The following is a 24,457-nucleotide window of genomic DNA, read 5'->3' as shown; positions in this document are numbered from 1 at the left end:
GTCAATTTTTAATCAATTTTAGTTAAAATAGTTCTCTTTATATTTTGAAATCTATGAAAAATTTAATGAAGAGTTTAGTATTTAAAAATTTTATTATCAATGCTTTAGGAATTTTATTTTCAAGAATTTTAGGGCTTGCTAGAGATGTTTTAATAGCGCTTTTTTTAGGAGCAGGGCTTTATAGTGATATTTTTTTTGTGGCTTTAAAAATGCCTGCTTTTTTTAGAAGAATTTTTGCAGAAGGGGCTTTTGGACAAAGCTTTTTGCCTAATTTTGTAAAAGCGAAAAAAAAGGGAGCTTTTTGCGTTAGTGTAATGATGCAATTTAGCCTTATAGTTTTTTTATTTTGTCTTTTGGTAAGTTTTTTCTCTTCTTTTTTTACCAAGCTTTTTGCTTTTGGATTTAACGCAGATACTATAGCTTTAGCAGCTCCTTTAGTGGCGATTAATTTTTGGTATTTGTTTTTTATTTTTTTAGTTACTTTTTTAGGAGCTATTTTAAATTATAGACAAAAATTTTTCATTACCTCTTTTTCTGCGGCATTATTCAACTTAAGTATTGTTATAGCTGCTTTTTTTGTGGATAAAAATGCACCGCAAAATACACTTTATTATTTTTCTTATGCAACGGTTTTAAGTGGGGTGGCACAGCTTATTTTACATTTGCTTGTTTTAAAAAACAATCCTGTAATCCGTGCTATGGCTTTAAGTATAAAATTTAAAAAAGCCAAGGCGAAATTACAAGGTTTTTATGGCAATTTTTTTCATGGAGTTTTAGGTTCTTCTGCGACTCAATTTAGCTCATTGCTTGATACAACTATAGCTAGTTTTTTAATGAGCGGGAGTATTTCTTATCTTTATTATGCAAATCGTGTCTTCCAACTCCCCCTTGCACTTTTTGCTATCGCTCTAACTCAAGTTTCTTTTCCAAAAATTTTAAAACATTTAAAAAGTGGTCAAGAAAATTTAGCCTTAAAATTTATGCAAAGAGCATTAGCGCTTTTAAGCATTTTGCTTATTGCTTCTAGTATTGTAGGTTCTGTGTTTGCTTTGGAAATTTCAAAGCTTTTATTTGAAAGAGGAAATTTCACTCACGAAGATAGTGTGATTACGGCTTATGTTTTGATTGCTTATCTTATAGGGCTTTTACCTTTTGGTTTGCAAAAGCTTTTTTCTTTGTGGCTTTATGCAAAATTTAAACAAAAAATAGCAGCTTGTATCGCGTTAAAATCTTTAATTATCAGTGCTTTATGTTCTATGGCTTTTATATTTTTGATTAAAGATGAAAGTTTAAAGGTTATTGCAGTAGCACTTTCAAGCTCTATTAGTGCTTTTTATTTGCTTGGAGCTAATATCAAAGAATTTGGTTTTAAGAAATTTTTTGCTTTAATATCTATTAAAATTTGCTTATTAGTTATAGTTGCTTTGATTGTTTTTACGATCTTGCTTATTTTGATTAAACCTTATATTTTAAGTTTTTTTATAGGAATTTTTACAAGTTTTAAAGGAGTTTTTTAATGAGATTATTAGACAGTGCAACAAAAGAGAAAATAAAACTTGATAAAAAAGATATTAGTATTTACTTATGCGGGCCTACGGTTTATGATGATGCACATTTAGGACATGCAAGAAGTAGTGTTTGTTTTGATCTTTTGCGTAGGGTTTTACTTGCTCAGGGCAATAGGGTAAAATTTGCTAGAAATTATACAGATATTGATGATAAGATTTTGAAAAAAATGGCTCAAAGTGGTCAAACTTTAGAGGAAATTACGGAATTTTATATCAAAAGTTATGAAGAGGATATGAGGGTTTTAAATGTATTAGATCCTGATTTTAAACCTCGTGCAACGCATTATATAACAGCTATGCTTGATTTGATTAAAAAGCTTGCTAAGGATGGGTTTGTTTATGCTCTAGAAGATGGAATTTATTTTGATACAAGTAAAGATGAAAAATATTTAAGCCTATCAAATCGCAATTTAGAAGAAAACATCTCTCGTCTAAGTAATGAAGTGCAAAAAAGAAATGAAAGCGATTTTGTGCTTTGGAAATTTGATGAAAATTTTTACGAAAGTGAATTTGGCAAAGGGCGTCCAGGTTGGCATACTGAATGTGTTGCTATGATTGATTCTATTTTTGAAAATACTCTTGATATACATGCTGGAGGGATAGATTTGCTTTTTCCTCATCATGAAAATGAAGCTGCGCAATGTCGTTGTGGATGTAAGAGAAAATTAGCAAATGTTTGGCTTCACAATGGTTTTGTAAAAATTGATGGCGAAAAAATGAGTAAAAGTTTAAATAATAGTTTTTTTATAAAAGATGCTTTAAAAGAATTTATGGGCGAGGCTTTAAGATTTTATCTTTTGAGTTCTCATTATAGATCTCATTTTAATTATTCTTTATCGGATTTAGAAAATACTAAAAAACGTTTAGATAAATTTTATCGCCTTAAAAAAAGATTAGATTTAGGTGAAATTTCTGATTTTGATGTTTTAAATGATATTGAAATAAAAAGTGAAATTGCTAAGCAAATTTTAGAGATTTTAAATGATGATTTAAATATTTCTAAAGCCTTAGCTCTTTTGGATGATTTTATAAGTAATGCAAATTTAGAGTTGGATAAAGAAAGCAAAAATAAAATTTTAAAACAAAATATCAAAGAAGCTTTAAGTGAGCTAGCTAAAATTTTTGGCTTTGGTTTTATGGATACAACTTTATATTTTCAATGGGGTGTAAGCAAAGAAGAACGAGAAGAAATTGAAAAGTTAATTTTAGAAAGAATTGAGGCTAAGAAAAACAAAGATTTTAACACAGCTGATGCAATAAGGGAACAATTAAGTAGTAAAAAAATCACTCTTTTAGATACTCCAAATGGAACAATTTGGGAGAAAATAAATGCATAATGAGATGAATTTAAAAGAGGTTTTAATACGCTTTAAACCCTTTTATAAAAGATATTGGAAACAATTTGCTATAGCTATTTTTGGTATGATTTTGGCAAGCGGAGGAACTGCTGGAAGTTTTTATGCTTTAGAGCCTATTTTAAATTATATTTTCGTTGAAAAAAATGAAGCTTTACTTTATACAGTGCCTTTTTTGCTAGTATTGATGTATTTTTTTAAAAATCTTGGAACTTATTTGCAAAGTTTTTATGTTTCTTTTATAGGAACAGATATGTTAAGAGTATTGCGTGCTAGGGTCTTAAAAAATATTTTACGCTTGGATATGGATTTTTTTAAACGCTATAGAAGTGGAGAGCTTGTAAGTCGTTGTACTAATGATATTAATGCGCTTCAAAGCATAGTATCAAACATTATTCCTGATTTTTTTAGAGAGCTTTTAACTGCTATAGGACTGCTTTCGGTAGTCTTGTATCAAAGTCCTACTTTGGCTTTTTTTGCTTTAGTGATTTTGCCTTTAGCTATTTTCCCTTTGGTGTGGTTTGCTAAAAAACTTAAAAAATATGCAAGAAATATACAAGAGACAAATTCGGATTTACTTTCTTATTTGGGTGAAATTTTTTCAAATATTGAATTGATCAAAGCTAATGATAATGAAAAAAAAGAAAGTGATAAATTTGCCAAGCATAATGATACTTTATGTAAATTAAACCTAAAATCCGCACGTATTGATGCACTTACAAGTCCTTTAATGGATATGATGGGTTCTGTTGGGGTTGCTGTGGTGATTATTGTAGGGGGTAGAGAGGTTATCAATGGTTCTATGAGTGTGGGAAGTTTTATCAGTTTTGTTTCAGCACTTTTTGCGATATATACTCCTTTAAAGCGTCTTTCGTCTTTATATGGAAAGCTTCAAGGTGCTGTTGCGGCAAGTGAAAGAACTTTTTATTTATTGGATTTAGAACCTCAAATTAAAGGTGGAAGCAAAGAATTAAAAAACATTAAAAAAATTAGCTTTAAAAATGTTGAATTTGCTTATGAAAACCCGCATAAAAGTGTTTTAAAAGGCGTAAATTTTGATTTTGTTAAAGGGCAAATGCTTGCTCTTGTAGGGACAAGTGGGGGTGGTAAATCTTCTATTATTAATCTTTTGATGTATTTTTATGAAAAGCAAAAAGGTAAAATTTTACTCAATCAAGAAGATATTAGCACTTTTACCATAGAAAGCTTACATGCTAAAATAGGACTTGTAACGCAAAATATTTATCTTTTTAATGATAGCTTTGCTGCAAATATTGCTTATAGCGAAGAGTTAGAAGAAGAAAAAGTCGTCCAAGCTTTAAAATTGGCCAATGCCTATGAATTTGTTAAAGAAATGGGCGGGATTTGGGCTGAAGTGAAAGAACATGGTAAGAACTTAAGTGGAGGGCAAAAACAAAGAATAGCAATCGCTAGAGCTTTATATAAAAATCCTGATGTGCTTATTTTTGATGAAGCAACTTCAGCTTTGGATAATGAAAGTGAAAAAGCCATAGTTAAAACTATAGAAAATTTAAAACAAGACAGATTGATTTTAGTGGTTGCACATCGTTTAAGCACTATAGAAAATGCAGATAAAATAGTAGTATTGGATAAGGGTAAAGTATTGGCAATAGGTAAAGATGAAGAGCTTTTACAAACTTGTTCTTTATATCAAAAATTTAAAAGCAAAGAAAAAACAAAGCCTAGCTTTAGTTAATTTTAGTTAGAATTTCAAAAAGGATTAAAAATGGCTTATGAAATGATAAAACCTTTACTTTTTAAGTTAAGCCCTGAGCATGCACACGCTTTGGTTGAATATAGCTTAAGGACTTTAAGCGCTAGTTTTCCAGGAGCTTTAAGTTTTTTAGCGCATAAATATATAGTTGATGATGAGAGTTTAAGGCAAAATTTACTTGGACTTGATTTTAATAATCCTGTGGGTTTAGCAGGAGGCTTTGATAAAAATGCTACCATGATAAGACCTTTGAGTGCTTTAGGATTTGGCTTTTTGGAAGTGGGAACTTTTACTCCAAAACCTCAAGAAGGCAATGAAAAGCCACGCCTATTTAGACTTGTAAAACAAGAAAGTATACAAAATGCTATGGGTTTTAACAACGAAGGTGCTGAAAAGATTGCTTTAAGGCTTGCAAAAACTTATCCTTTTGTTTTGCCTTTAGGGGTAAATATAGGGAAAAATAAAATCACTCCAAATGACAAAGCCTTGGAGGATTATTTTACTTTGTTTAGAGATTTTAAGGATTTGTGTGATTATTTTATCGTTAATATCTCATCTCCTAATACTAAAAATTTAAGAGAGTTGCAAAATGATGATTTTTTAAATACCTTGCTTGAAGAAGCCAAAAAAATCACTTCTAAGCCTATTTTGATAAAAATTGCTCCTGATATGAAAATAGATGATGCTTTAAATTTATGTGAAAATGCCATTAAAAAAGGTGCAGATGGGTTTATATTAGCCAATACCAGTGTTGATTATAGCTTGTTAGATAATAATCGTACTTTTGGTGGTATTAGCGGAAGGCTGATTACGGAAAAAAGTGGTATTTTTTTCAAAGAAGTAGCTAAGATTCTTTTTGGTAAAACCTTGCTTATTGCAAGTGGAGGGATTGATAGTGCTGATATTGCTTATGAGCGTATTAAAAATGGGGCTAATTTGGTGCAAGTTTATACAGCTTTGATTTTTAAAGGTCCTTCTTTGGTAAAAAATATCAATCAAAATCTTATAGAGTTTTTAAGAAAAGATGGTTTTTTACATATTAGTGAAGCTGTTGGGGTAAATTTAAAATGATTGCTTATGAAAAAATTCAATTAAAAAACAAGCTTGAAGTTTATGCTTTGCCTGTAAATAAAAATAGCAATGTGATTAGCGTTGATATTTTTTATAAAGTGGGTTCAAGAAATGAGATCATGGGAAAAAGTGGCATAGCTCATATGCTAGAACATTTAAATTTTAAAAGTACTAAAAATTTAAAAGCTGGCGAATTTGATGAGATTGTTAAGGGTTTTGGTGGTGTGGATAATGCAAGCACAGGTTTTGACTATACTCATTATTATATTAAATGTGCGAAGAAAAATTTAGATAAAGCTTTAGAGCTTTTTGCAGAACTTATGGCGAATTTAAATTTAAAAGATGAAGAGTTTCAGCCTGAAAGAGCAGTGGTTTTAGAAGAGCGTAGATGGAGAACAGATAATAACCCTTTGGGATATCTTTATTTTAGACTTTTTAATCACGCATTTATGTATCATCCTTATCATTGGACTCCTATAGGTTTTTTTAAGGATATAGAAAATTGGAGTATTGAGGATATTAAAGAATTTCACAGCATTTACTATCAACCTAAAAATGCGATTTTGCTTGTAAGTGGCGATATAGAAAGTAAAGAAGTTTTTGAGCTTTCAAAAAAACATTTTGAGAAGATTAAAAATACTAAGACTATACCTAAAATTCACACAAAAGAGCCTAAACAAGATGGAGCAAAAAGAATATATTTGCATAAAAACTCAGATACTGAACTATTAGCCCTTGCTTATAAAATTCCAAATTTCAAACACAAAGATATACCTGCTTTAAATGCTTTATCTGAGCTTTTAGGAAGTGGGAAAAGTTCTTTAATGAGTGAAATTTTGATTGATAAATTAAATTTAATCAATGATTATTATGCTTATGTTAATGATTGTATAGATGAAAATTTATTTATTTTTATTTGTAATTGTAACCCCAATGTTAATGCAGAAAAAGTAGAAAAAGAGCTTTTAAAAATCATTGATAAACTTAAAATGGGTAAAATTTCTCAAAAAGATTTGCAAAGAGTAAAAAATAATGTTAAAAGTGATTTTATTTTCTCACTTAACAATGCTAGTGCAGTGGCAAATATTTATGGTTCATATCTAGCAAGAGGAGATATCAATCCTTTGTTAAATTATGAGAAAGATATACAAAATTTGGAATTAAAAGATTTGATTTCTTGTGCTAAAAAATATTTTATTCAAGAAAATTCAACTACGGTAATTCTAAGAAAGGATTCAAATGGATAAAAATATTATCATTGGGGCGATGACGGCCCTTATTACACCGTTTAAAAATGGAAAAGTTGATGAGCAAAGTTATGCAAGATTGATTAAAAGACAAATAGAAAATGACATCGATGCAGTAGTTCCAGTAGGAACAACAGGAGAGAGTGCAACTTTAACCCATGAAGAACATAGAACTTGTATAGAAGTAGCCGTTGAGACTTGCAAAGGAACTAAGGTTAAGGTTTTAGCAGGTGCGGGAAGTAATGCAACTCATGAGGCAGTGGATTTAGCTAAATTTGCTAAAGAGCATGGAGCTGATGGGATTTTAAGTGTGGCGCCATATTATAATAAACCTACACAACAAGGACTTTATGAGCATTATAAGGCTATTGCACAAAGTGTAGATATTCCTGTGCTTTTATATAATGTTCCAGGAAGAACAGGTTGTGAAATTTCAACAGATACTATTATCAAGCTTTTTAGAGATTGTGAAAATATTTATGGAGTAAAAGAAGCGAGTGGAAATATCGATAAGTGCGTGGATTTGCTCGCGCACGAACCTAGAATGATGCTTATTTCGGGAGAAGATGCGATCAATTATCCTATACTTTCAAATGGTGGAAAGGGAGTGATTTCAGTAACTTCAAATTTATTACCCGATATGATTAGCGCTTTAACTCAATTTGCTTTAGATGAAAATTATAAAGAAGCTAAAAAAATCAATGATGAGCTTTATAATATCAATAAAATTTTATTTTGCGAAAGCAACCCTATTCCTATTAAAACGGCTATGTATATAGCTGGATTGATAGAAAGTTTGGAGTTTAGACTTCCTCTTTGTCCTCCAAGTAAGGAAAATTTTGCTAAAATTGAAGAAGTGATGAAAAAATATAAGATCAAAGGATTTTAATGAATACAGAATTTCAAGGAAAAACTTTAGTAATCAGCGGTGGAACTCGTGGGATAGGTAAGGCTATAGTTTATGAATTTGCTAAAGTGGGTGCAAATATAGCTTTTACTTATAATTCTAATGCGCAAATTGCTGATAAAATGGTGCAAGATTTGGAGAAAAATTATAAAATCAAAGCTAGGGCTTATGAATTTAATATTTTAGAACCTGAAACTTATAAAGAACTTTTTGAAAAAATTGATGCGGATTTTGATAGAGTGGATTATTTTATCTCAAATGCTATCATTTCAGGACGTGCTGTTGTAGGTGGTTATACTAAATTTATGAAGTTAAAACCAAAGGGAATTAATAACATCTTTACAGCTACTGTAAATGCTTTTGTTGTGGGTGCACAAGAAGCAGCTAAAAGGATGGAAAAAGTAGGGGGTGGAAGTATTATTTCTATTTCATCTACAGGAAATTTAGTGTATATAGAAAATTATTCAGGTCATGGTACAGCAAAAGCTGCTGTAGAAGCTATGGCAAGATATGCAGCTACTGAACTTGGAGAAAAAAATATCCGTGTAAATGTCGTAAGTGGTGGGCCTATTGAAACCGATGCTTTAAGAGCTTTTACAAATTATGAAGAAGTAAAACAGGCTACTATAAATTTAAGCCCTTTAAATCGCATGGGGCAGCCTGAAGATTTGGCTGGAGCATGTCTTTTTCTTTGTTCAAGTAAGGCAAGCTGGGTGACAGGACATACTTTCATCGTTGATGGTGGTACAACTTTTAAATAAAAATTAAGAAAAATCAATGGATTTTTCTTAAAAATATTTTTCAATCAAGCTTTAATTTCCACCCTAAAAAAACACTTAATAATGCAAGTAAAAAAATAAAATTTAAAGCCCAATTACCAAAACCTACAAAACCTATAGATAATACGCTGTAAAAAAATCCTCCCACAGCTGAATAAATACAAATCGTACTTAAAGATCCATTTTCTGCCATTTTTTTACATGGGCAGATTTTGTAAAATTTTTTATCGTTAAATTGATTTTTCTTTTTATTTCCCAAAAATAAACCAAAAAGAGCAAAAAGATTTAAAAAAATAAAAGCATATAATAAAATTTGATCTAATTCCATTTTAATATACCTTAAAAGTATCTAAGCCAAGAGGGTAAATGGGCTTGTTCTTCTTTTAAAGTAGTCTCTTGTCCATGTCCTGGTAAAAGTTTAAAATCTTCTTTGTAAGTCATAACTTTTTCTAAGCTTTGTTTCATTAAATTTGCATCTGAATAATGAAAATCCCATCTTCCTATGCTTCTATAAAATAAAAAATCTCCACTAAATATGATATTTTTACCTACAATTTCTATCATAGTGCAACCTGGCGTATGTCCTGGTAAAAAGTGAAATTTAAAATCAAATCCGCCTATAGAAATGATATTTTCATCATCAATCAAATAATCCGCTTTGCTAGATATAAAACCTTGATTAAAAGGATCTTCAAGCATAAAAGCATCATTTTTATGAATATAAATGGGGATTTGATAGGCTTGTTTTACTTTTTCATTATCCCAAACATGATCGTAATGTCCGTGAGTATTTAAAATCGCCAAAGGATTTTTTACATGTTTTTTGATGAAATTTAGTGCATCAAAACCAGGATCAATGATAATTTCTCCATGCTCACCAAATAAAATATAACAATTTGTCTCATAAGCTCCACAAGCTTGTTTGATAATTTGCATTTTTTGCCTCTTTAATGAAAAATTTGCCTTAAATAAATATAATTATACATTAAATTTTTAAAAGGCAAGCTTTATGGATTGGCAAAAGATAACAGAAAAAATGTGTGATTTTATACAAGAAAAAGTGAAAAATTCTCAAAGTCAAGGTGTGGTTTTGGGGCTTAGTGGCGGGATTGATTCTGCTTTAGTAGCAACGCTTTGCAAAATAGCTTTAAAAGAGAATGTTTTTGCTCTTTTAATGCCAACTCAAATTTCAAATAAAGCCAATCTCGAAGATGCTTTAAGGCTTTGTGCGGATTTAAATCTTGAATATAAAATCATAGAAATTCAAAGCATTTTAGATGCTTTTATAAAGCAAAGTGAAAATACTACTCTAGTATCGTTAGGAAATTTTGCAGCTCGCATTAGAATGAGTTTGCTTTATGATTATTCTGCTTTGAAAAATTCTTTAGTCATAGGCACTTCTAATAAAAGCGAATTACTTTTGGGTTATGGTACGATTTATGGAGATTTAGCTTGTGCTTTTAATCCTATAGGATCGCTTTATAAAAGTGAAATTTATGCCTTAGCAAAATACCTTAATTTGCATGAAAATTTTATCAAAAAAGCTCCAAGTGCGGATCTTTGGGAAAATCAAAGCGATGAGGCGGATTTAGGTTTTTCTTATGCAAAAATCGATGAAGGTTTAAAAGCCTTAGAAAACAATGATGAAAAGCTTTTAAAAACACTGGATCCTTCTTTGATTGCTATGCTAAAAAATCGCATGCAAAAAAATGCTTTTAAGGGAAAAATGCCCGAAATTTTGGAAATTTAAACAATGAGTGAAGAAAAAAATTATGAACTTTGGCTTGATAATTATTTTTTTAAGCCCAATTTTTGGCAAAAATGCCTTGCTTTTATACTTTTACCTTTAAGTATGCTTTATGCTTTTTTTGCGATTTTAAATACTTTTTTTCGTAAAAAAATAGTTTTTAAAAAGCCTGTTATTAGCGTTGGTAATTTAAGTTTTGGAGGTAATGGAAAAACCCCGCTTTGTAAAGCTATAGCAAGGGAATTTGATGGTGTTTTTATAGTACTTAGAGGCTATAAAAGAAAGTCTAAAGGTTTGTTTGTTGTTAAAAATCAAAATGAAATTTTATGCACCTTAGCACAAAGTGGCGATGAAGCTATGGAGTATGCTTTTGAAGAAAATATCAAAGGTGTGATTGTGAGTGAAGATAGGGTAAAAGGTATTGAAAAAGCCTTTGAATTGGGAGCTAAAATCGTTGTGCTTGATGATGCTTTTTCTAAATTTCATATTAAAAAATTTGATATTTTGCTTGAAAGCAAAATCAAACCTTATTTTAATTTTACCTTGCCAAGTGGAGCTTATCGTTTGCCAAAATTTTATGAAAAAAGAGCTGATTTTATTGCATTAGAAGGCAGGGATTTTTTGCGTTATTCTTTTGTAAAAGAAAATCCAAAGGCTGTTTTGGTAACTGCTATTGCTAAACCTTTTAGATTGTATGAGCATTTTATCAAAGCAAGGGCTTGTTATTTTTTTAAAGATCATTATGAATTTAAAAAAGAAGAATTAGAAAATTTGCTAAAAAAACATAATTGCGATACACTAATGCTTACTTTTAAGGATTTTGTTAAAGTTAAAGATTTTGGTTTTAAATGTCAAATTATAGAATTAAATATAGAATTAAAAGATTCATTAAGGGAAAAAATAAAAACTTATATCAAGGAGTTTAAACAGTGAAATTGGTCGAGAGTAGAAATGTAAATAATGTATCAAGTTTTAAAGAAGCTTTGATTAACCCAAACGCCCCAGAAGGAGGGCTTTACTCACCTTTAAATTTGCCTATTTTTGAAGGAGAAAAATATGCCAATTTGTCTTATAAAGATTTTGCTTTAAAGCTTATAGAAAGTTTTGGTTTTGGCGAAGAAGAGCTTTTTAAAAAGGCTTTGAAAAGTTATGAAAGCTTTGATGATAAAAATACACCTATTTCTTTGCAAAAAATCTCTGAAAAAACCTATATTAACGAGCTTTGGCATGGGCCTACAAGAGCTTTTAAAGATATGGCTTTACAGCCTTTTGGCGTGCTTTTAAGCGAATTTTCAAAGGATAAAAATATTTTAATTATCTGTGCTACAAGCGGCGATACAGGGCCTGCAACTTTAAAAAGTTTTGAAAATGCAAAAAATGTTAAAGTAGCTTGTATGTATCCAAAAGGTGGTACAAGTGGAGTTCAAGAGTTGCAAATGCGAGCTTTAGATAAGGATAATTTGAAAGTTTTTGCTATAGATGAGGATTTTGATGCAGCGCAACGCACTTTAAAAGAATTGCTTTTTTCTAAAGATTTTCAAAATGAAATTAAAGCTTTAAATTATGAGCTTTGCGCAGCAAATTCCGTAAATTTTGGACGTATTTTATTTCAGATTATTTATCATTATTATGCGAGTTTAAAACTTTTTAATGAGTTTTTAGAAGAAGTACAAATCATCGTTCCAAGTGGAAATTTTGGCAATGCTTTAGGGGCTTTTTATGCTAAAAAAATGGGAGCTAAAATTTCAAAAATCAAAATCGCTTCAAATGCGAATAATATTTTGAGTGAATTTTTTAATCAGGGCGTTTATGATTTGCGTGAAAAAAGTCTTAAGAAGACTATTTCTCCAGCTATGGATATACTTATTTCATCTAATATCGAAAGACTTTTGTTTGCGAAATTTAAAGATAAAAGAACTAAAGAACTGATGAATTTGTTAAAAAATGAGAGATATTTTAAACTTGAAAAAGAAGAATTACAAAGTTTGCAAGAAGATTTTGAGGCGGATTTTTGCACCGATGAAGAATGTATGCAATTTATCAAACAAAGCAAGATTTTAATCGATCCGCATACCGCAACTTGTTTTAAAATGCTTGATCCTTTAAAACCTAGCATTATCACTTCTACAGCAGAATGGACAAAATTTACTCCAAGTATGATAAAAGCTTTATATGATAGGGATTCTAAGAATGAAAAAGAAGATTTAAAATTTATAGCTAAAGAGTTTAATGTCCAAGTTAAAGATGAAATTTTGGCTTTATTTGATTTGAAAAATAGCGATGAAAAGGTATTTGAAGCCAGAAATATAAAAAAAGAAATTTTAGATTGGATGCAAAAATGATTATTATCCCTGCAAGATTAAAATCAAGTCGTTTTCATGAGAAAATTTTATGTGATATAGGTGGAGTGCCTATGTTTGTGGCTACTGCAAGAAGGGTAAGTAGTGTAGATGAAGTTTGTATAGCTTTAGACGATGAAAAGGTTTTAAGTATCGCTAAAGAATATGGTCTAAATGCGGTTTTAACAAGCAAAGATCATGAAAGTGGTACGGATAGGATTAATGAAGCTTGTAAGAAACTAGCTTTAAAAGATGATGAGATTATTATCAATGTCCAAGCTGATGAGCCTTTTATAGAATGTGAAAATTTATTAAAATTTAAAGAATTTGCAAGTTCTTGCTTGGATAAAAAAGCTTTTATGGCGAGTTGTTATAAAAAAATTACTCAAGAAGAAGCTATGGATCCTAATCTGGTTAAAGTGCTTTGCGATAAAGAAGGGTATGCCTTGTATTTTTCAAGAGCTAAAATCCCTTATGAAAGAGAAAATTACGAGGAAAGTTTTAAAGGGCATTTAGGCATTTACGCTTATAGTGTCAAAGCTTTAAGGGAGTTTTGTTCTTTATCAAGTTCTGCGCTTGAAAGAGCGGAAAAATTAGAGCAATTAAGAGCTATAGAAAATGGTAAAAAAATCAAAATGCTTGAAATTTCAACAACAAGCATGGGGATTGATACTAAAGAAGACTATAAAAGGGCTTTAAAAATTTATTTAGAAAAATAACTCCACCCCAAAACGGAACAGATCTTGCTTATATTATTTTAATATATTTAGGTTGAAGGCAGAAAAATCTAAATTAAGGAATTAATATGAGTATCTTTAGCATCAATGATAACTCAAACTATGGTTCTATACTTTCACAAGCAAAAGCTAATAAAGAAAGTAAAGAAAATTCTAAAATAAGTTTTGCTAATGCTTTTTTAAAACAAAATGCCAGCAAGTTAAGTGATATAGAAAGTAAAAATTCACAAACTCTAGCAAGAAGTGAAATATTAAATTCTACTAATACAACAAATACTAGCAATAATACTAATTTTAGTATAAGTAGTAAGACAAGTTCTCCTAATTATGATATATCTAGTGAATTTAAAAACTCTATTTATACTCTAAAATATAAACAAGTAGATTTAAACACTGATACAGCCTATGGTTATAGTGTAGATAAAGATGGTTATATGGGAAGTGATTTTAATAAAGCTGCGGGACTTCCTGAAGATTTTAAGATACATAAATCTACTTTGGATGAGATAGAGAGATTTAATCAAAATGGTATGGCTGATGAAACTAGTGGAAACTATTATAATAGTTTTGATATGGCTTCTATTGTTAAATCCTATTATAATAGCTTTAATCAAGTAATAAGTGCATTTCCAAATGATAAAACAAGTTTTAGCAAAGCAGATTTAGAACAATTGCCTAAAGGATTAAATTATATTAATAATGAAGACAATGAAAAAATTGTAAAAAATATATTTAATGCGGAACAATTTCACGAAGCACAAGCGATTAAATATTCTACTATGGGTTTGGATATGAACCTTATGAAACTTGACTTTTCTCCACAAAGTATGGAGCAAGATCCTTCAATTGAAGGTGACTTTAATCCTGATATGTCAGTTTATCCAAAAAATGAAGATGGAAGCTATTTTAAAGAAGCTTTGTTTATGAGTTTTTTAAAATCCTATCCGCCTTTTCCATCTCCAAATCAAGTTGTTTTTAGTCCTGAAGCAAAAGTTCGTGAAGCAAAACTTGAGCTAGAAATGAAAGCAAATCCTTCTTTTAGCGTTTCCTTAGATGACATTATGACAGGAAAAGTTGATTTTGCAAGTTTATTAAAAGGCTATGCACAAGAGGGTTGGCTTGATGCAGGTATTTATGCAATGGAAAAAGGAGTTAAATGGCAAAATATATACGTAGGCAGTGGAATCTCTTTTGATAGAGAATTTCATCAAGCAAAAGCTAATGGTTGGAAAGCAAGTAATGAAAGTATAAATTCTTTTGTAAATAATATAATGGATAGACTTAATAATCTTATAGGACAAACTAGGGTTTAGAAGTTTTAATTTTTTAAGTTTGAAACAAATTGCTAATAACAAAATAAGATAAAATTAGTATAATTTTTTTACAAAAAATTTTGAAAGGAAATTATGAAAAAAATTATTTTGATTTTTATCTCTTTTTTTGCTTTAAATTTGAGTGCAAAAGATTTGGTTGTAGGAATGGAGCTTGGATATCCGCCTTTTGAAATGAGCGATAAAACAGGCAAAGCAAGTGGAATTAGTGTGGATTTTTTAGAAGCTTTTGCAAAGAAAAACGGCTATAAACTTGTAGTAAAAAATATCGCTTGGGATGGTTTGATACCTGCTTTAAAAACGGCCAAGATAGATCTTATCATATCTTCTATGACAATTACCGATGAGAGAAAGAAAGTGGTGGATTTTAGCATTCCTTATGCTAAGGCAAATTTGGCTATTTTAACTCCTTTGAACTCTGATATTACAAATATCAAAGATTTAGATAAAAAGGGCAAAGTTTTGGCTTTAAAGCGTGGTTCTACAGGGCATTTATATGCGGTTAAAAATTTAAAAAATGCAACTATTAATTTATTTGATAAAGAAAATGCTGCTATTTTGGAAGTGATTCAAGGTAAGGCTGATGGATTTTTTTATGATCAACTTACGATTTATCGCACTTGGCAAAAACATCAAGATACAACTAGAGCCATTTTGGCACCTTTTCAAGAAAATCCTGAATTTTGGGGTATAGCAGTGCAAAAAGGTAATGCAGAACTTAAAAAAGAGCTTGATGAATTTATTGCAGAAAGCAAAAAAGATGGGCTTTTTGATTCTTTAGGAGAAAAATATCTTAAAGATGTTAAAGATACTTTTAAAAAGAATAATTTAGAATTCTTTTTCTAAGAAGGATTTTCCTTCTTAGGTTACAAAGCTTTCCACAAGCCTTTGCACTAGCAAATTCCATCCATCCACTAATACAAAAATTAAGAGTTTAAAAGGTAAAGAGATCATAGTAGGAGGTAGCATCATCATACCCATAGCCATTAAAACTGAGCTTACAACCATATCTATGACTAAAAAAGGTAGGTAGATTAAAAACCCTATTTCAAAAGCGGTTTTAAGCTCTGAAATCATAAAAGCAGGAACTAAAACCGTAAGGGGAACATCATCTATGGTTTTGGGATTGGGTAGATTGCGTATGCGATAAAAAAGGGCTAAATCTTTTTCGCGAGTATTTTTAAGCATAAAATCTTTAAAAGGCTTTACTCCTTTTATAAAAGCCTCTTCATAGCCTATTTTTTCTGCCAAATAAGGTTTTATACCTTCATTATAGGATTTTGTAGCTACAGGTTCCATGATAAAAAAAGTTAAAATTAAAGCCAAGGTTACTAAAATAGTGTTAGGTGGCATACTTTGCGTCCCCATAGCTTGTCGCAAAAATGAAAATACCACAATAAGACGCAAGAAAGAAGTCATAACAAAAACTATACTTGGAGCGAGCGCAAGTATGGTTAAAACAATCACTATATTTAAAGTAGTAACAAGCTGATTAGGTGTATTGGGTGCACTTAAGCTTAAATTTACTGTAGGGATAGTTGCTTCAGCAGCAAATAAGCTCATGCTTAAAAGTAAAAATAATAATATTTTTTTCAAAATTTAAAAACCTTTTTTTTGTTTTTTATTAAAGAAATTTAAATTTTATCTTTTGATGACTAAAAACTAGTTTAAGGGTATTAGGATTTTAACTTTAAACTGCTAAAATAGTCTTTTAGACTTCTTAATAACAAAGGTAAAAAATGAAAACTTCTATTTTGATTTTAGCGGCAGGATTAGGCACTAGAATGAAATCACAAAAGCCAAAGGTTTTGCAAGAGCTTTGTCAAAAAAGTATGATTTTACACATTTTAAAAAAGGCTTTTGCTTTAAGTGATGATGTAAGTGTAGTTTTATCGCATCAAAAAGAACGCGTTGAAAAAGAAATTTTAGAACATTTTCCAAAAACACAAATTTTAGAGCAAGACTTGCAAAATTATCCAGGAACTGCGGGAGCTTTAAGGGGGTTTGAGCCTAAAAATGAAAGAGTGTTGATTCTTTGTGGCGATATGCCTTTGGTTGAGCAAACAAGTTTGGAAGCTTTGTTGGGTAATAATGCAAAATTAAATCTAGCAGTTTTTAAAGCAAGAGATCCTAAAAGTTATGGTAGAGTGGTGATAAAAAACGATAGCGTTGAAAAAATTGTTGAATTTAAAGATGCAAATACGCAAGAAAAAGAGATAAATACTTGCAATGCTGGGGTTTATGTGATTGACTCGAGGCTTTTAAAAGAGCTTTTACCTTTGATTGATAATAATAATGCGGCAAAAGAGTATTATTTAACCGACATTGTAAAACTAGCAAAAGAAAAAGATGTGATGATTAAAGCGGTTTTTGTAGATGAAGATGAATTTATGGGGATTAATGATAAATTTGAACTCAGCATAGCTGAAAATTTCATGCAAGAAAAAATTAAAAAACACTGGATGCAACAGGGTGTGATTTTTCATTTACTGCAAAGCACTTTTATAGGCGCAGATGTTGAATTTGTAGGCGAATGCGAAGTATATGAAAATGTGAGGATAGAGGGTAAAAGTAAGATTATAAACTCCATTATTAAAAGTTCAAGCGTGATAGAAAATTCCATCGTAGAAAATAGCGATGTAGGGCCTTTGGCACATTTGCGTCCAAATTGTGAGTTAAAAAACACTCATATAGGAAATTTTGTAGAATGCAAAAATGCCAAGTTAAATACCGTAAAAGCAGGACATTTGAGTTATTTAGGAGATTGTGAGATAGATAGTGGAACCAATATAGGCTGTGGGACTATTACATGTAATTATGATGGGGTAAAAAAGTATAAAACCATCATAGGAAAAAATGTTTTTGTAGGTTCGGATACGCAATTTATCGCACCTGTAAAAATCGAAGATGAAGTAATCATAGCAGCAGGAAGCACAGTAAGTGTTAATGTAGAAAAAGGTGCTTTATTTATCAATAGAGCAGGGCATAAGATGGTAAAAGATTATTATTACAAGAAATTTCAAAAATGAAAACCATACTTTTAGCCATTAGTGGCAGTATAGCTTTTTATAAATCTTACGAGCTTATTTCTTTGTTTAAAAAAGAAAGCTTTAGGGTAAAAGTTTTGCTTTCTAATGGTTTGTTAAAATTTGCTAGCAAAATGAGTTTTGAAGCCTTAGTTGATGAAGTTTTATGCGAGGAAAATGAAAGTTGGCAAAACTCAAACAATCACATAGCTTTTAGCAAGGATGTAGACCTTGTTTTATTTGCCCCTGCAAGTGTTAATTCTATCAATAAACTTGCTTTTGGTATAGCGGATAATCTTTTTATCCAAACCTTAATCGCAGCAAATAAACCTCTTATCATAGCTCCTGCGGCAAATACAAATATGTTTCATCATTTTAGCACGCAAAATTCTTTAAAGATGCTTAAAGAAAATAAAGCTTTGATTATAGAGCCTATTTGTAAAGTTTTAGCTTGTAAAGATGAAGGCGTAGGAGCCTTAGCTGAAGTTAAGGATATTTTTAATATTAGTAAAAGAGAACTTTTAAAAGAAAAGTTTTGGTGCGATAAAAGCGTAGTTATCACAGGTGGTGGCACAAGAGAAAGAATTGATGATGTGCGTTGTGTGAGTAATTTTTCAAGTGGAAAAATGGCAAAAGCCATAGCTGATGCTTTTTATTTTTTAGGAGCTAGGGTAAAACTTTTAAGCTCTGTGGAATTTGATACTCTTTATGAGCTTTGCAAATTTGAAAGTTCTAAGGATCTAAAAGAGCTTTTGGATAAAAATTTAAGTCATGATTTTTTGATTATGACGGCTGCAGTGAGTGATTTTATCCCTCAAAGTGTAAAAGGAAAAATTAAAAAAAATGAGCATTTACAGGGTTTAAACTTGCATCTATCTTTAAATGAAGATTTGCTTAAAACTTGCAAATTTCAAGGCAAAAAGATAGGTTTTAAGATGGAATTTGATTCTCAAAATGCCTTAGAAAATGCGAAAAAATCTTTAAAAGATAAGCAACTTGATATGATTTGTCTTAATATCATTGATCAAAAAAATTATTTTGGAAGCGATCAAAATGAACTTTATTTTATCACTTTAAATAATGAAAATAAAAGCACCTTACAAAGCAAGGAAAAATTGGCATTTGAATTAGTAAAATGGTGTGAAAAATTATGAGTATGATTAATTCTACCTTGCCTATACAAATGAAAGTTTTGGCTAAATCAGGCTATGGACACTATACGCTTTTGTTAAATCACAAAAAGATTCAAACCAAAAGCATGATAGAGCTTGAAATTGGCGCTGAATATTTAGCTGAACTTTATATGCAAAATGGTGGAGTTATACAATTTAAACATCTTTCAAAGCGTCCTAATTTCAAACCTTTTGAAGAGGGATTGGCTTTGATAATCGCTATTTTAGAGAATAAAATTTCTTATAAAAAATTCATCATACAAAATCTTTTAGATTGTAAAGATATAGAGCGTTATCAGATATTAAAAGAAATGCTTTTTGCAAGTTTTGAAAATATTTATCATATTCCTTTTATCTTTGAAAATAAATCTTGTTTGTTTCAAATGCGTAAAAGAGCAAAATATTTAGAAATTTACTTATATTTTAGTGTTTTTGGAGCTTTGAAAATTTTGATAGATTCACAAGGTGTTAGCGTTTTTACACCTTTTGCCAAGGTACAAAAATTTTTAAACGAACATTTAGATTTTAATGTATCGCAAGAAAACAAGATTGAACCTTTGTTTGTTTTCAAAAGGCTTTTTGATTTTAAAGGATGAAAAATGAATGAATTAAAACACCTTGCTGTTGTTATGGATGGTAATAGGCGCTGGGCTAGGGCTAAGGGTTTTTTGGCAAAACTTGGATATTCCCAAGGAGTCAAAACTATGCAAAAATTGATGGAAGTTTGCATGGAAGAAAATATTTCAAATTTAAGCCTTTTTGCTTTTAGTACGGAAAATTGGAAGCGTCCTAAAGATGAAATTGATTTTATTTTTGAACTTTTAGATCGTTGTTTAGATGAAGCTTTAGAAAAATTTGAAAAAAATAATGTGCGTTTAAGAGCTATAGGTGATTTATCGCGTTTGGAATATAAAGTAAGAGAAAAAATTACCTTAGTTGAAGAAAAAACAAAGCATTGTGACGCACTTTGTGTTAATTTGGCTATAAGTTATGGTGCAAGAGATGAAATTATAAGAGCTGCTAAGCGTGTGATCGAAAAAAAACTTGAGCTAAATGAAGAAAATTTAACGCAAAATTTAGATTTACCTTTAGATGTGGATTTGATGCTTCGCGTTGGAAATGCTAAAAGACTTTCAAATTTCTTACTTTGGCAGTGTTCATATGCTGAAATTTATTTTAGTGAAACTTTATTTCCATCTCTTACCAAGAGAGAATTTAAAAGGATTATTAAAGAATTTAGAAATAGAGAAAGAACTTTTGGAAAATGATACTTTTCATAATAATTCTAGGGGCTTGTTTGGGTTCTTTTTGCGCAAGTTTGGCAAGTAGGATAATTGAAAAAAAACCTTTTTTTATCTCGCGCTCTTTTTGTTTTTCTTGCGATACAAAATTAAAATACTATGAAATTATTCCTATTTTTTCTTATGTTTTTTTAAAGGCAAAATGTCAAACTTGCAAATGTCATTTACCTATTTCTTTATTAATCAATGAAATTTTAGGCATAATTTTGCTTATTTTGGTTTATTCTTTAAGTCAAAATTTTTATGATTTTTTATTTTTATCTCTATTTTTATTTAATCTTTTCTTGCTTTCTTTAATTGATATTAAACTCAAAGCCGTACCACAAATCTTACTTTGGAGCGCTTTTTTATTTGCTTTTTTTTACGCCTTTAGGGAAAGTGAAATTTTACATTTTTTGATTTTTAAAGAGTTTAGCAGAGGTTTTTTGCTAAATGCTTTTAGTTTTGGAGGATTTGTTTTTTTATTAAAAAGTTTAGTTTTTTTTCTAATGAATTTCCAAAAAAAAGATGAAATTTTAGAAAATTTGGGTGATGCTGATATTATCATTATGTCTTGTATGGGTGGAATTTTAGGTTTTGAGTATGGATTTTTAGTATTATTTATAGCTTCTATTTTAACTTTGCCTTTTTTTATTTTTTTTAAAATTAAAGCAATAAAAGAGCAAGAACTTGCTATGATACCCTTTTTAAATATCGCTTTTGTGGCAGTTTTATTTTATAAAAACTTAGGATTATTCTAATGAAGCTTAGTTTAAGATATGTTTTAAATCAATTTTTAAGTACGAATTTATCTATATTTTTCGTACTTTTTGCTATTGTATCTATGGTATTTTTTATTCAACTTGCAAAACTTACTTCAAGTATAGAGATTAGTTTTTTGGATCTTTTAAAGCTTTATGGATTTATGTTGCCTAGAATTTTAATTTTTACCTTGCCTATATCTTTTTTTATTTCTTTAACTTTGGCTTTGTTTAGGCTTTCCAAGGAAAATGAAAGCATAGTGCTTTTTACTTTGGGATTTTCACCAATGATTTTGGCAAAATTTTTCCTTAAAATTGCAAGCTTGATTAGTGCTTTTATGCTTGTTGTGGCTTTGGTAATGATACCTATAGTATTTGAACTTCAGGATAACTTTGTAAACTATAAAAGCACTCAAGTGAAATTTAACTACAAAACAGGAGAATTTGGACAAAAATTTTTAGACTGGATGATTTTTATAGAAAAACAAGATAGTGATAAGTATGAAAACATAATTATGTATCGCCCTAAACATAAAGCAGATGATAAAGAACAACTTATCATAGCCAAAGAAGCGCATGTGCAAAGAAAAGATGATAGCTTTGCTTTTAGCTTAAATCAAGGCAAAATGTATAATTTTGAGCAAGGCCAAAGTATTTTTAGTGGAGAATTTGACACTTTAGTAGTAAATACTCAGTTTAATACAGACAATCTTCAAACAAAGAAATTTTATGAATACTGGAATGATTTAAACGAAAATCCACAAAGAGCAAGAGAATTTGTGATTTATGCAACTATAGCCTTGTTTCCACTTGCTAGTACGCTTTTTGCGCTTTGTTTTGGTTTGGTTACTTATCGTTATGAAAAAGGCTATGTGTATTTAGGTATGTTTGGAGTGATTGCTATATATTTTGGACTTTTAAGTTCTTTTTCTCAACCTCCAATTTTGGCTTGCCTTGGAATTTTTTCTTTAAGTTTATTTGTTTCGGCTTATTGTTTTAAGAAAATGATTTTGAGTCGTTATTGATGAAAATAAAAATTATATTTTCTTATGATGGCTCTGCTTTTTTAGGTTCTGCTACTCAGCCTCATAAAAAAGGTGTTCAAGATGCTTTAAGTGAGGCTTTATCACATTTGGGTATTTTTTCACCTCTTTTGATGGCTTCTCGTACAGATAAAGGAGTGCATGCAAGCTATGCTGTAGCTAGTGTGGAGTGTGGAGATCATTTTGTAAATTTAGAATATCTTCAAAAACAGCTTAATAAATTTTCCCATCCTTTTATCCATATCAAAAAAATTGAAAAAGTAAAAGATGATTTTGAAGTAAGATTTGATGTAAAAAGTAGAGAATACCGCTATATATTTTCTCACTCTTCTTATAGTCCTTTTATGGCTTCTTATGTACATTTTTATCCTAAATTTGACTTAGATAAGGCTAATGAGCTTTTGGGTTTTTTTGTGGGAAAAAAGGATTTAAAGTTTTTTTGCAAAAGTGGAGGAGATAATAAAACGACTTTAAGAGAAATTTTTATTGCTAGAGCTTATGCTTATAAAGATTTTAGCATTTTTCATTTTAAAGCTAATGGTTTTTTAAGAGGGCAAATTAGATTAAGTGTAGCAAGTGTTTTAAAGGTTTTAGAAGGAAAAATGAGTGAAAAAGAACTCAAAGAACAGATTGATGCTAAAAAGCAATACAATCACTTTTTAGCACCGCCAAATGGGCTTTATTTAAGCCGTATATGTTATTAAAAACTTTCATAGAAATTAAACGCCTTTTGGGTTAAAATTTTTCTTATTTCTTCTTGATGTTCTTTGCCTTTGGTTTCTAGGGTAATTGAAATCATCGCATCGCCATAATCAAGCTTGGTGGAAAATCTATCATAGTCGATTTTTACTATATTTGCATTGGCTATTTTTAAGCTGTCTGTAAGGTGTAATAATGCCCCAGGTTTATCTACTAAAGTAACATGAATTTGCATTTTTCTGTAAGATTTAAATAAACCTTTTTCTATGATGATATTTAGCATTTGTGCATCGATATTGCCTCCGCTTAAAACTACGCCAATTTTTTTATGATTTTGTGTATTTATTTTTTGATGAAGTAGGGTGGCTACACTCGCAGCTCCTGCGCCTTCAACTATGATTTTATGTTTTTCAAGTAAAAACAATACCGCATTAGCGATTTCTTCATCATCAACTTGGATAAAATCATCTACGCATTCTAAAATAATATTAAAATTAATAGGATTTGCATCACGCACAGCAATACCATCGGCTATAGTGCGTACGCTTTTTGCATTTTTGATTTTTTTAGCATGAAAACTTTCATACATTGCAGGAGCTCCTTTGGCTCCAACGCCGATGATTTTAATGTTTGGATTGATTTGTTTAGCTGCACTTGCGATACCACTTATAAGTCCTCCACCTCCAACAGGTGCGATAATCATATCAAGATCACTTATTTCATCAAGCATTTCAAGCATCAAAGTTCCTTGTCCTGCCATTACAAATTCATCTTCAAAAGGATGGATAAAACTAAGATTATTTTCTTTAGCATAAGAGATTGCAAAAGTATAGGATTCATCAAAATTATCCCCTTTGAGTATCACCTCTGCTCCTAAGGCTTTTGTAGCAGAAACTTTTAAGAGCGGAGTGGATTCTGGCATTACAATAACCGCTTTAATGCCAAATTTTTTTGCACTAATGGCCACGCCTTGAGCATGGTTTCCCGCACTTGCGGCAATGACTCCATGTTGTTTTTGTTCAGCGCTAAGATTGGCTATTTTATTATAAGCTCCACGAATTTTATAAGCACCTGTAATTTGTAAATTTTCATTTTTAAGATAAATCTCACTTTGACAAATATCACTTAAAAAAGAAGAGTATATGAAAGGAGTTTTGTTTACAAACCCTGAAATTTGTTGTTTTGCTTTGTAAATTTTATTAAGCTCTAACATTATTTTTCCTTTGTTTTAAAATGCGGATATTCTAACATAATGCAACGATTTTGTATAAAATTTATATCTAATTTTTTACATTCTTTTTTGGCTGTTTCATTACTAATACCAAGTTGAAGCCATAGGTTTTTAATATTTTTTTCAACAAGCTTAGGAAGAATTTCTAGTGCCACTTCGCCTTTTCTAAAAAGTATAAGTGTATCGATTTTTTCTTCTATTTGATCCAAATTTCTATAAACTTTTTCATTTAAAACAAACTCTTCTTTAGGATAAATAGGAAAAATTTTATAATTTTTTCTTTGTAAAAATTCTGCTACCCTATAAGAAGCTTTTGTCTTATCTGGACTTAAAGAAAATATGGCAATATTTTTACTTGTATTTATAATATAAGAGATAGTTTCTTTTTCATTCATTATTAACCTTTGTTTTGGTATTTTATCTTAAATG

Annotated in this window: 25 protein-coding genes; 20 read left to right on the top strand and 5 right to left on the bottom strand. The window is 30.1% G+C overall.

The window, feature by feature from the left end; genetic code table 11:
* The first annotated feature begins 65 nt into the window (after window positions 1-65).
* Genes murJ through AJN60_RS05310 form a run of 7 tightly spaced genes read left to right on the top strand, consistent with a single transcriptional unit; the run spans window position 66 to window position 8,644 of the window.
* Entirely contained in the window at window positions 66-1,517 is a 1,452-nt protein-coding gene (gene murJ / locus AJN60_RS05340; protein ID WP_044779412.1) for a murein biosynthesis integral membrane protein MurJ, read from the top strand.
* On the top strand, window positions 1,517-2,905 hold the full coding sequence (gene cysS, locus AJN60_RS05335) for a cysteine--tRNA ligase (protein WP_070286031.1): 1,389 nt from the start codon (window positions 1,517-1,519) through the stop codon (window positions 2,903-2,905). Before murJ ends, cysS begins: the two co-directional genes overlap by 1 nt.
* On the top strand, window positions 2,898-4,640 hold the full coding sequence (locus AJN60_RS05330; RefSeq protein WP_070286030.1) for an ABC transporter ATP-binding protein: 1,743 nt from the start codon (window positions 2,898-2,900) through the stop codon (window positions 4,638-4,640). The genes cysS and AJN60_RS05330 overlap by 8 nt, the downstream gene beginning before the upstream one ends.
* A gap of 30 nt (window positions 4,641-4,670) precedes the next feature.
* Window positions 4,671-5,729, top strand: coding sequence for a quinone-dependent dihydroorotate dehydrogenase (locus tag AJN60_RS05325; protein ID WP_070286029.1), 1,059 nt, complete (start codon window positions 4,671-4,673; stop codon window positions 5,727-5,729).
* Complete coding sequence (locus AJN60_RS05320) at window positions 5,726-6,976, top strand: M16 family metallopeptidase (RefSeq protein WP_070286028.1); 1,251 nt, start codon at window positions 5,726-5,728, stop codon at window positions 6,974-6,976. Before AJN60_RS05325 ends, AJN60_RS05320 begins: the two co-directional genes overlap by 4 nt.
* Window positions 6,969-7,865: a 4-hydroxy-tetrahydrodipicolinate synthase gene (gene dapA, locus AJN60_RS05315; RefSeq protein WP_070286027.1), complete on the top strand. Its 897-nt coding sequence runs from the start codon at window positions 6,969-6,971 to the stop codon at window positions 7,863-7,865. Before AJN60_RS05320 ends, dapA begins: the two co-directional genes overlap by 8 nt.
* Window positions 7,865-8,644, top strand: a complete 780-nt coding sequence (locus tag AJN60_RS05310; RefSeq protein WP_070286026.1) for an enoyl-ACP reductase — start codon at window positions 7,865-7,867, stop codon at window positions 8,642-8,644. Before dapA ends, AJN60_RS05310 begins: the two co-directional genes overlap by 1 nt.
* 40 nt (window positions 8,645-8,684) lie before the next feature.
* On the opposite strand, the gene AJN60_RS05305 is transcribed toward AJN60_RS05310, so the two are convergent.
* Both AJN60_RS05305 and AJN60_RS05300 read right to left on the bottom strand, forming a co-directional pair.
* On the bottom strand, window positions 8,685-8,990 hold the full coding sequence (locus tag AJN60_RS05305) for a hypothetical protein (RefSeq protein WP_052949992.1): 306 nt from the start codon (window positions 8,988-8,990) through the stop codon (window positions 8,685-8,687).
* A gap of 11 nt (window positions 8,991-9,001) precedes the next feature.
* On the bottom strand, window positions 9,002-9,598 hold the full coding sequence (locus tag AJN60_RS05300; RefSeq protein WP_070286025.1) for an MBL fold metallo-hydrolase: 597 nt from the start codon (window positions 9,596-9,598) through the stop codon (window positions 9,002-9,004).
* 73 nt (window positions 9,599-9,671) lie between these two features.
* Here AJN60_RS05300 and AJN60_RS05295 point away from each other — a divergent pair, with 73 nt between their 5' ends.
* From AJN60_RS05295 to AJN60_RS05270, 6 genes are all read left to right on the top strand, one after another.
* Window positions 9,672-10,412 carry an NAD+ synthase gene (locus AJN60_RS05295; RefSeq protein WP_070286024.1) on the top strand — a complete coding sequence of 247 codons (741 nt, stop codon included), beginning with the start codon at window positions 9,672-9,674 and terminating at the stop codon, window positions 10,410-10,412.
* 3 nt (window positions 10,413-10,415) lie between these two features.
* Window positions 10,416-11,342, top strand: coding sequence for a tetraacyldisaccharide 4'-kinase (locus AJN60_RS05290; protein WP_070286023.1), 927 nt, complete (start codon window positions 10,416-10,418; stop codon window positions 11,340-11,342).
* On the top strand, window positions 11,339-12,751 hold the full coding sequence (thrC, locus tag AJN60_RS05285) for a threonine synthase (RefSeq protein ID WP_002852451.1): 1,413 nt from the start codon (window positions 11,339-11,341) through the stop codon (window positions 12,749-12,751). The genes AJN60_RS05290 and thrC overlap by 4 nt, the downstream gene beginning before the upstream one ends.
* Complete coding sequence (gene kdsB / locus AJN60_RS05280) at window positions 12,748-13,467, top strand: 3-deoxy-manno-octulosonate cytidylyltransferase (protein WP_052805543.1); 720 nt, start codon at window positions 12,748-12,750, stop codon at window positions 13,465-13,467. The genes thrC and kdsB overlap by 4 nt, the downstream gene beginning before the upstream one ends.
* A gap of 86 nt (window positions 13,468-13,553) precedes the next feature.
* Entirely contained in the window at window positions 13,554-14,798 is a 1,245-nt protein-coding gene (locus AJN60_RS05275) for a Cj0814 family flagellar-dependent secreted protein (protein ID WP_070286022.1), read from the top strand.
* A gap of 93 nt (window positions 14,799-14,891) precedes the next feature.
* Complete coding sequence (locus AJN60_RS05270; protein WP_002861461.1) at window positions 14,892-15,662, top strand: transporter substrate-binding domain-containing protein; 771 nt, start codon at window positions 14,892-14,894, stop codon at window positions 15,660-15,662.
* 15 nt (window positions 15,663-15,677) lie between these two features.
* On the opposite strand, the gene fliP is transcribed toward AJN60_RS05270, so the two are convergent.
* Complete coding sequence (fliP, locus tag AJN60_RS05265; protein ID WP_002861462.1) at window positions 15,678-16,412, bottom strand: flagellar type III secretion system pore protein FliP; 735 nt, start codon at window positions 16,410-16,412, stop codon at window positions 15,678-15,680.
* 143 nt (window positions 16,413-16,555) lie between these two features.
* Between fliP and glmU the strand changes: the two genes are divergently transcribed.
* From glmU to truA, 7 genes are read left to right on the top strand one after another with little or no spacing between them, the layout of a single operon-like run.
* The gene (gene glmU / locus AJN60_RS05260) at window positions 16,556-17,845 is read left to right on the top strand and encodes a bifunctional UDP-N-acetylglucosamine diphosphorylase/glucosamine-1-phosphate N-acetyltransferase GlmU (protein ID WP_070286021.1); all 1,290 of its coding nucleotides are present in this window, start codon (window positions 16,556-16,558) and stop codon (window positions 17,843-17,845) included.
* Window positions 17,842-18,996: a bifunctional phosphopantothenoylcysteine decarboxylase/phosphopantothenate--cysteine ligase CoaBC gene (gene coaBC / locus AJN60_RS05255; protein WP_070286020.1), complete on the top strand. Its 1,155-nt coding sequence runs from the start codon at window positions 17,842-17,844 to the stop codon at window positions 18,994-18,996. Before glmU ends, coaBC begins: the two co-directional genes overlap by 4 nt.
* Window positions 18,993-19,610, top strand: coding sequence for a hypothetical protein (locus tag AJN60_RS05250; protein ID WP_044779277.1), 618 nt, complete (start codon window positions 18,993-18,995; stop codon window positions 19,608-19,610). Before coaBC ends, AJN60_RS05250 begins: the two co-directional genes overlap by 4 nt.
* 3 nt (window positions 19,611-19,613) lie before the next feature.
* Window positions 19,614-20,282, top strand: a complete 669-nt coding sequence (gene uppS / locus AJN60_RS05245; RefSeq protein ID WP_044779276.1) for a polyprenyl diphosphate synthase — start codon at window positions 19,614-19,616, stop codon at window positions 20,280-20,282.
* Window positions 20,279-21,055: a prepilin peptidase gene (locus AJN60_RS05240; protein WP_070286019.1), complete on the top strand. Its 777-nt coding sequence runs from the start codon at window positions 20,279-20,281 to the stop codon at window positions 21,053-21,055. Before uppS ends, AJN60_RS05240 begins: the two co-directional genes overlap by 4 nt.
* Window positions 21,055-22,080: an LptF/LptG family permease gene (locus AJN60_RS05235; RefSeq protein WP_070286018.1), complete on the top strand. Its 1,026-nt coding sequence runs from the start codon at window positions 21,055-21,057 to the stop codon at window positions 22,078-22,080. Before AJN60_RS05240 ends, AJN60_RS05235 begins: the two co-directional genes overlap by 1 nt.
* Window positions 22,077-22,802, top strand: coding sequence for a tRNA pseudouridine(38-40) synthase TruA (truA, locus tag AJN60_RS05230; RefSeq protein WP_072223932.1), 726 nt, complete (start codon window positions 22,077-22,079; stop codon window positions 22,800-22,802). Before AJN60_RS05235 ends, truA begins: the two co-directional genes overlap by 4 nt.
* Here truA and ilvA read toward each other — a convergent pair.
* Both ilvA and AJN60_RS05220 read right to left on the bottom strand, forming a co-directional pair.
* Window positions 22,799-24,010, bottom strand: a complete 1,212-nt coding sequence (gene ilvA / locus AJN60_RS05225) for a threonine ammonia-lyase (protein ID WP_044779273.1) — start codon at window positions 24,008-24,010, stop codon at window positions 22,799-22,801. The genes truA and ilvA overlap by 4 nt on opposite strands.
* Window positions 24,010-24,423: a CoA-binding protein gene (locus tag AJN60_RS05220; protein WP_044779272.1), complete on the bottom strand. Its 414-nt coding sequence runs from the start codon at window positions 24,421-24,423 to the stop codon at window positions 24,010-24,012. The genes ilvA and AJN60_RS05220 overlap by 1 nt, the downstream gene beginning before the upstream one ends.
* Between the last annotated feature and the right edge of the window lie 34 nt (window positions 24,424-24,457).

The sequence above is a fragment of the Campylobacter sp. BCW_4323 genome (assembly GCF_001763115.1).
Taxonomy (GTDB): domain Bacteria; phylum Campylobacterota; class Campylobacteria; order Campylobacterales; family Campylobacteraceae; genus Campylobacter_D; species Campylobacter_D jejuni.
The sequence above is the reverse complement of the archived record's forward strand: the minus strand, read 5'-3'. Positions and strand labels throughout refer to the sequence as shown.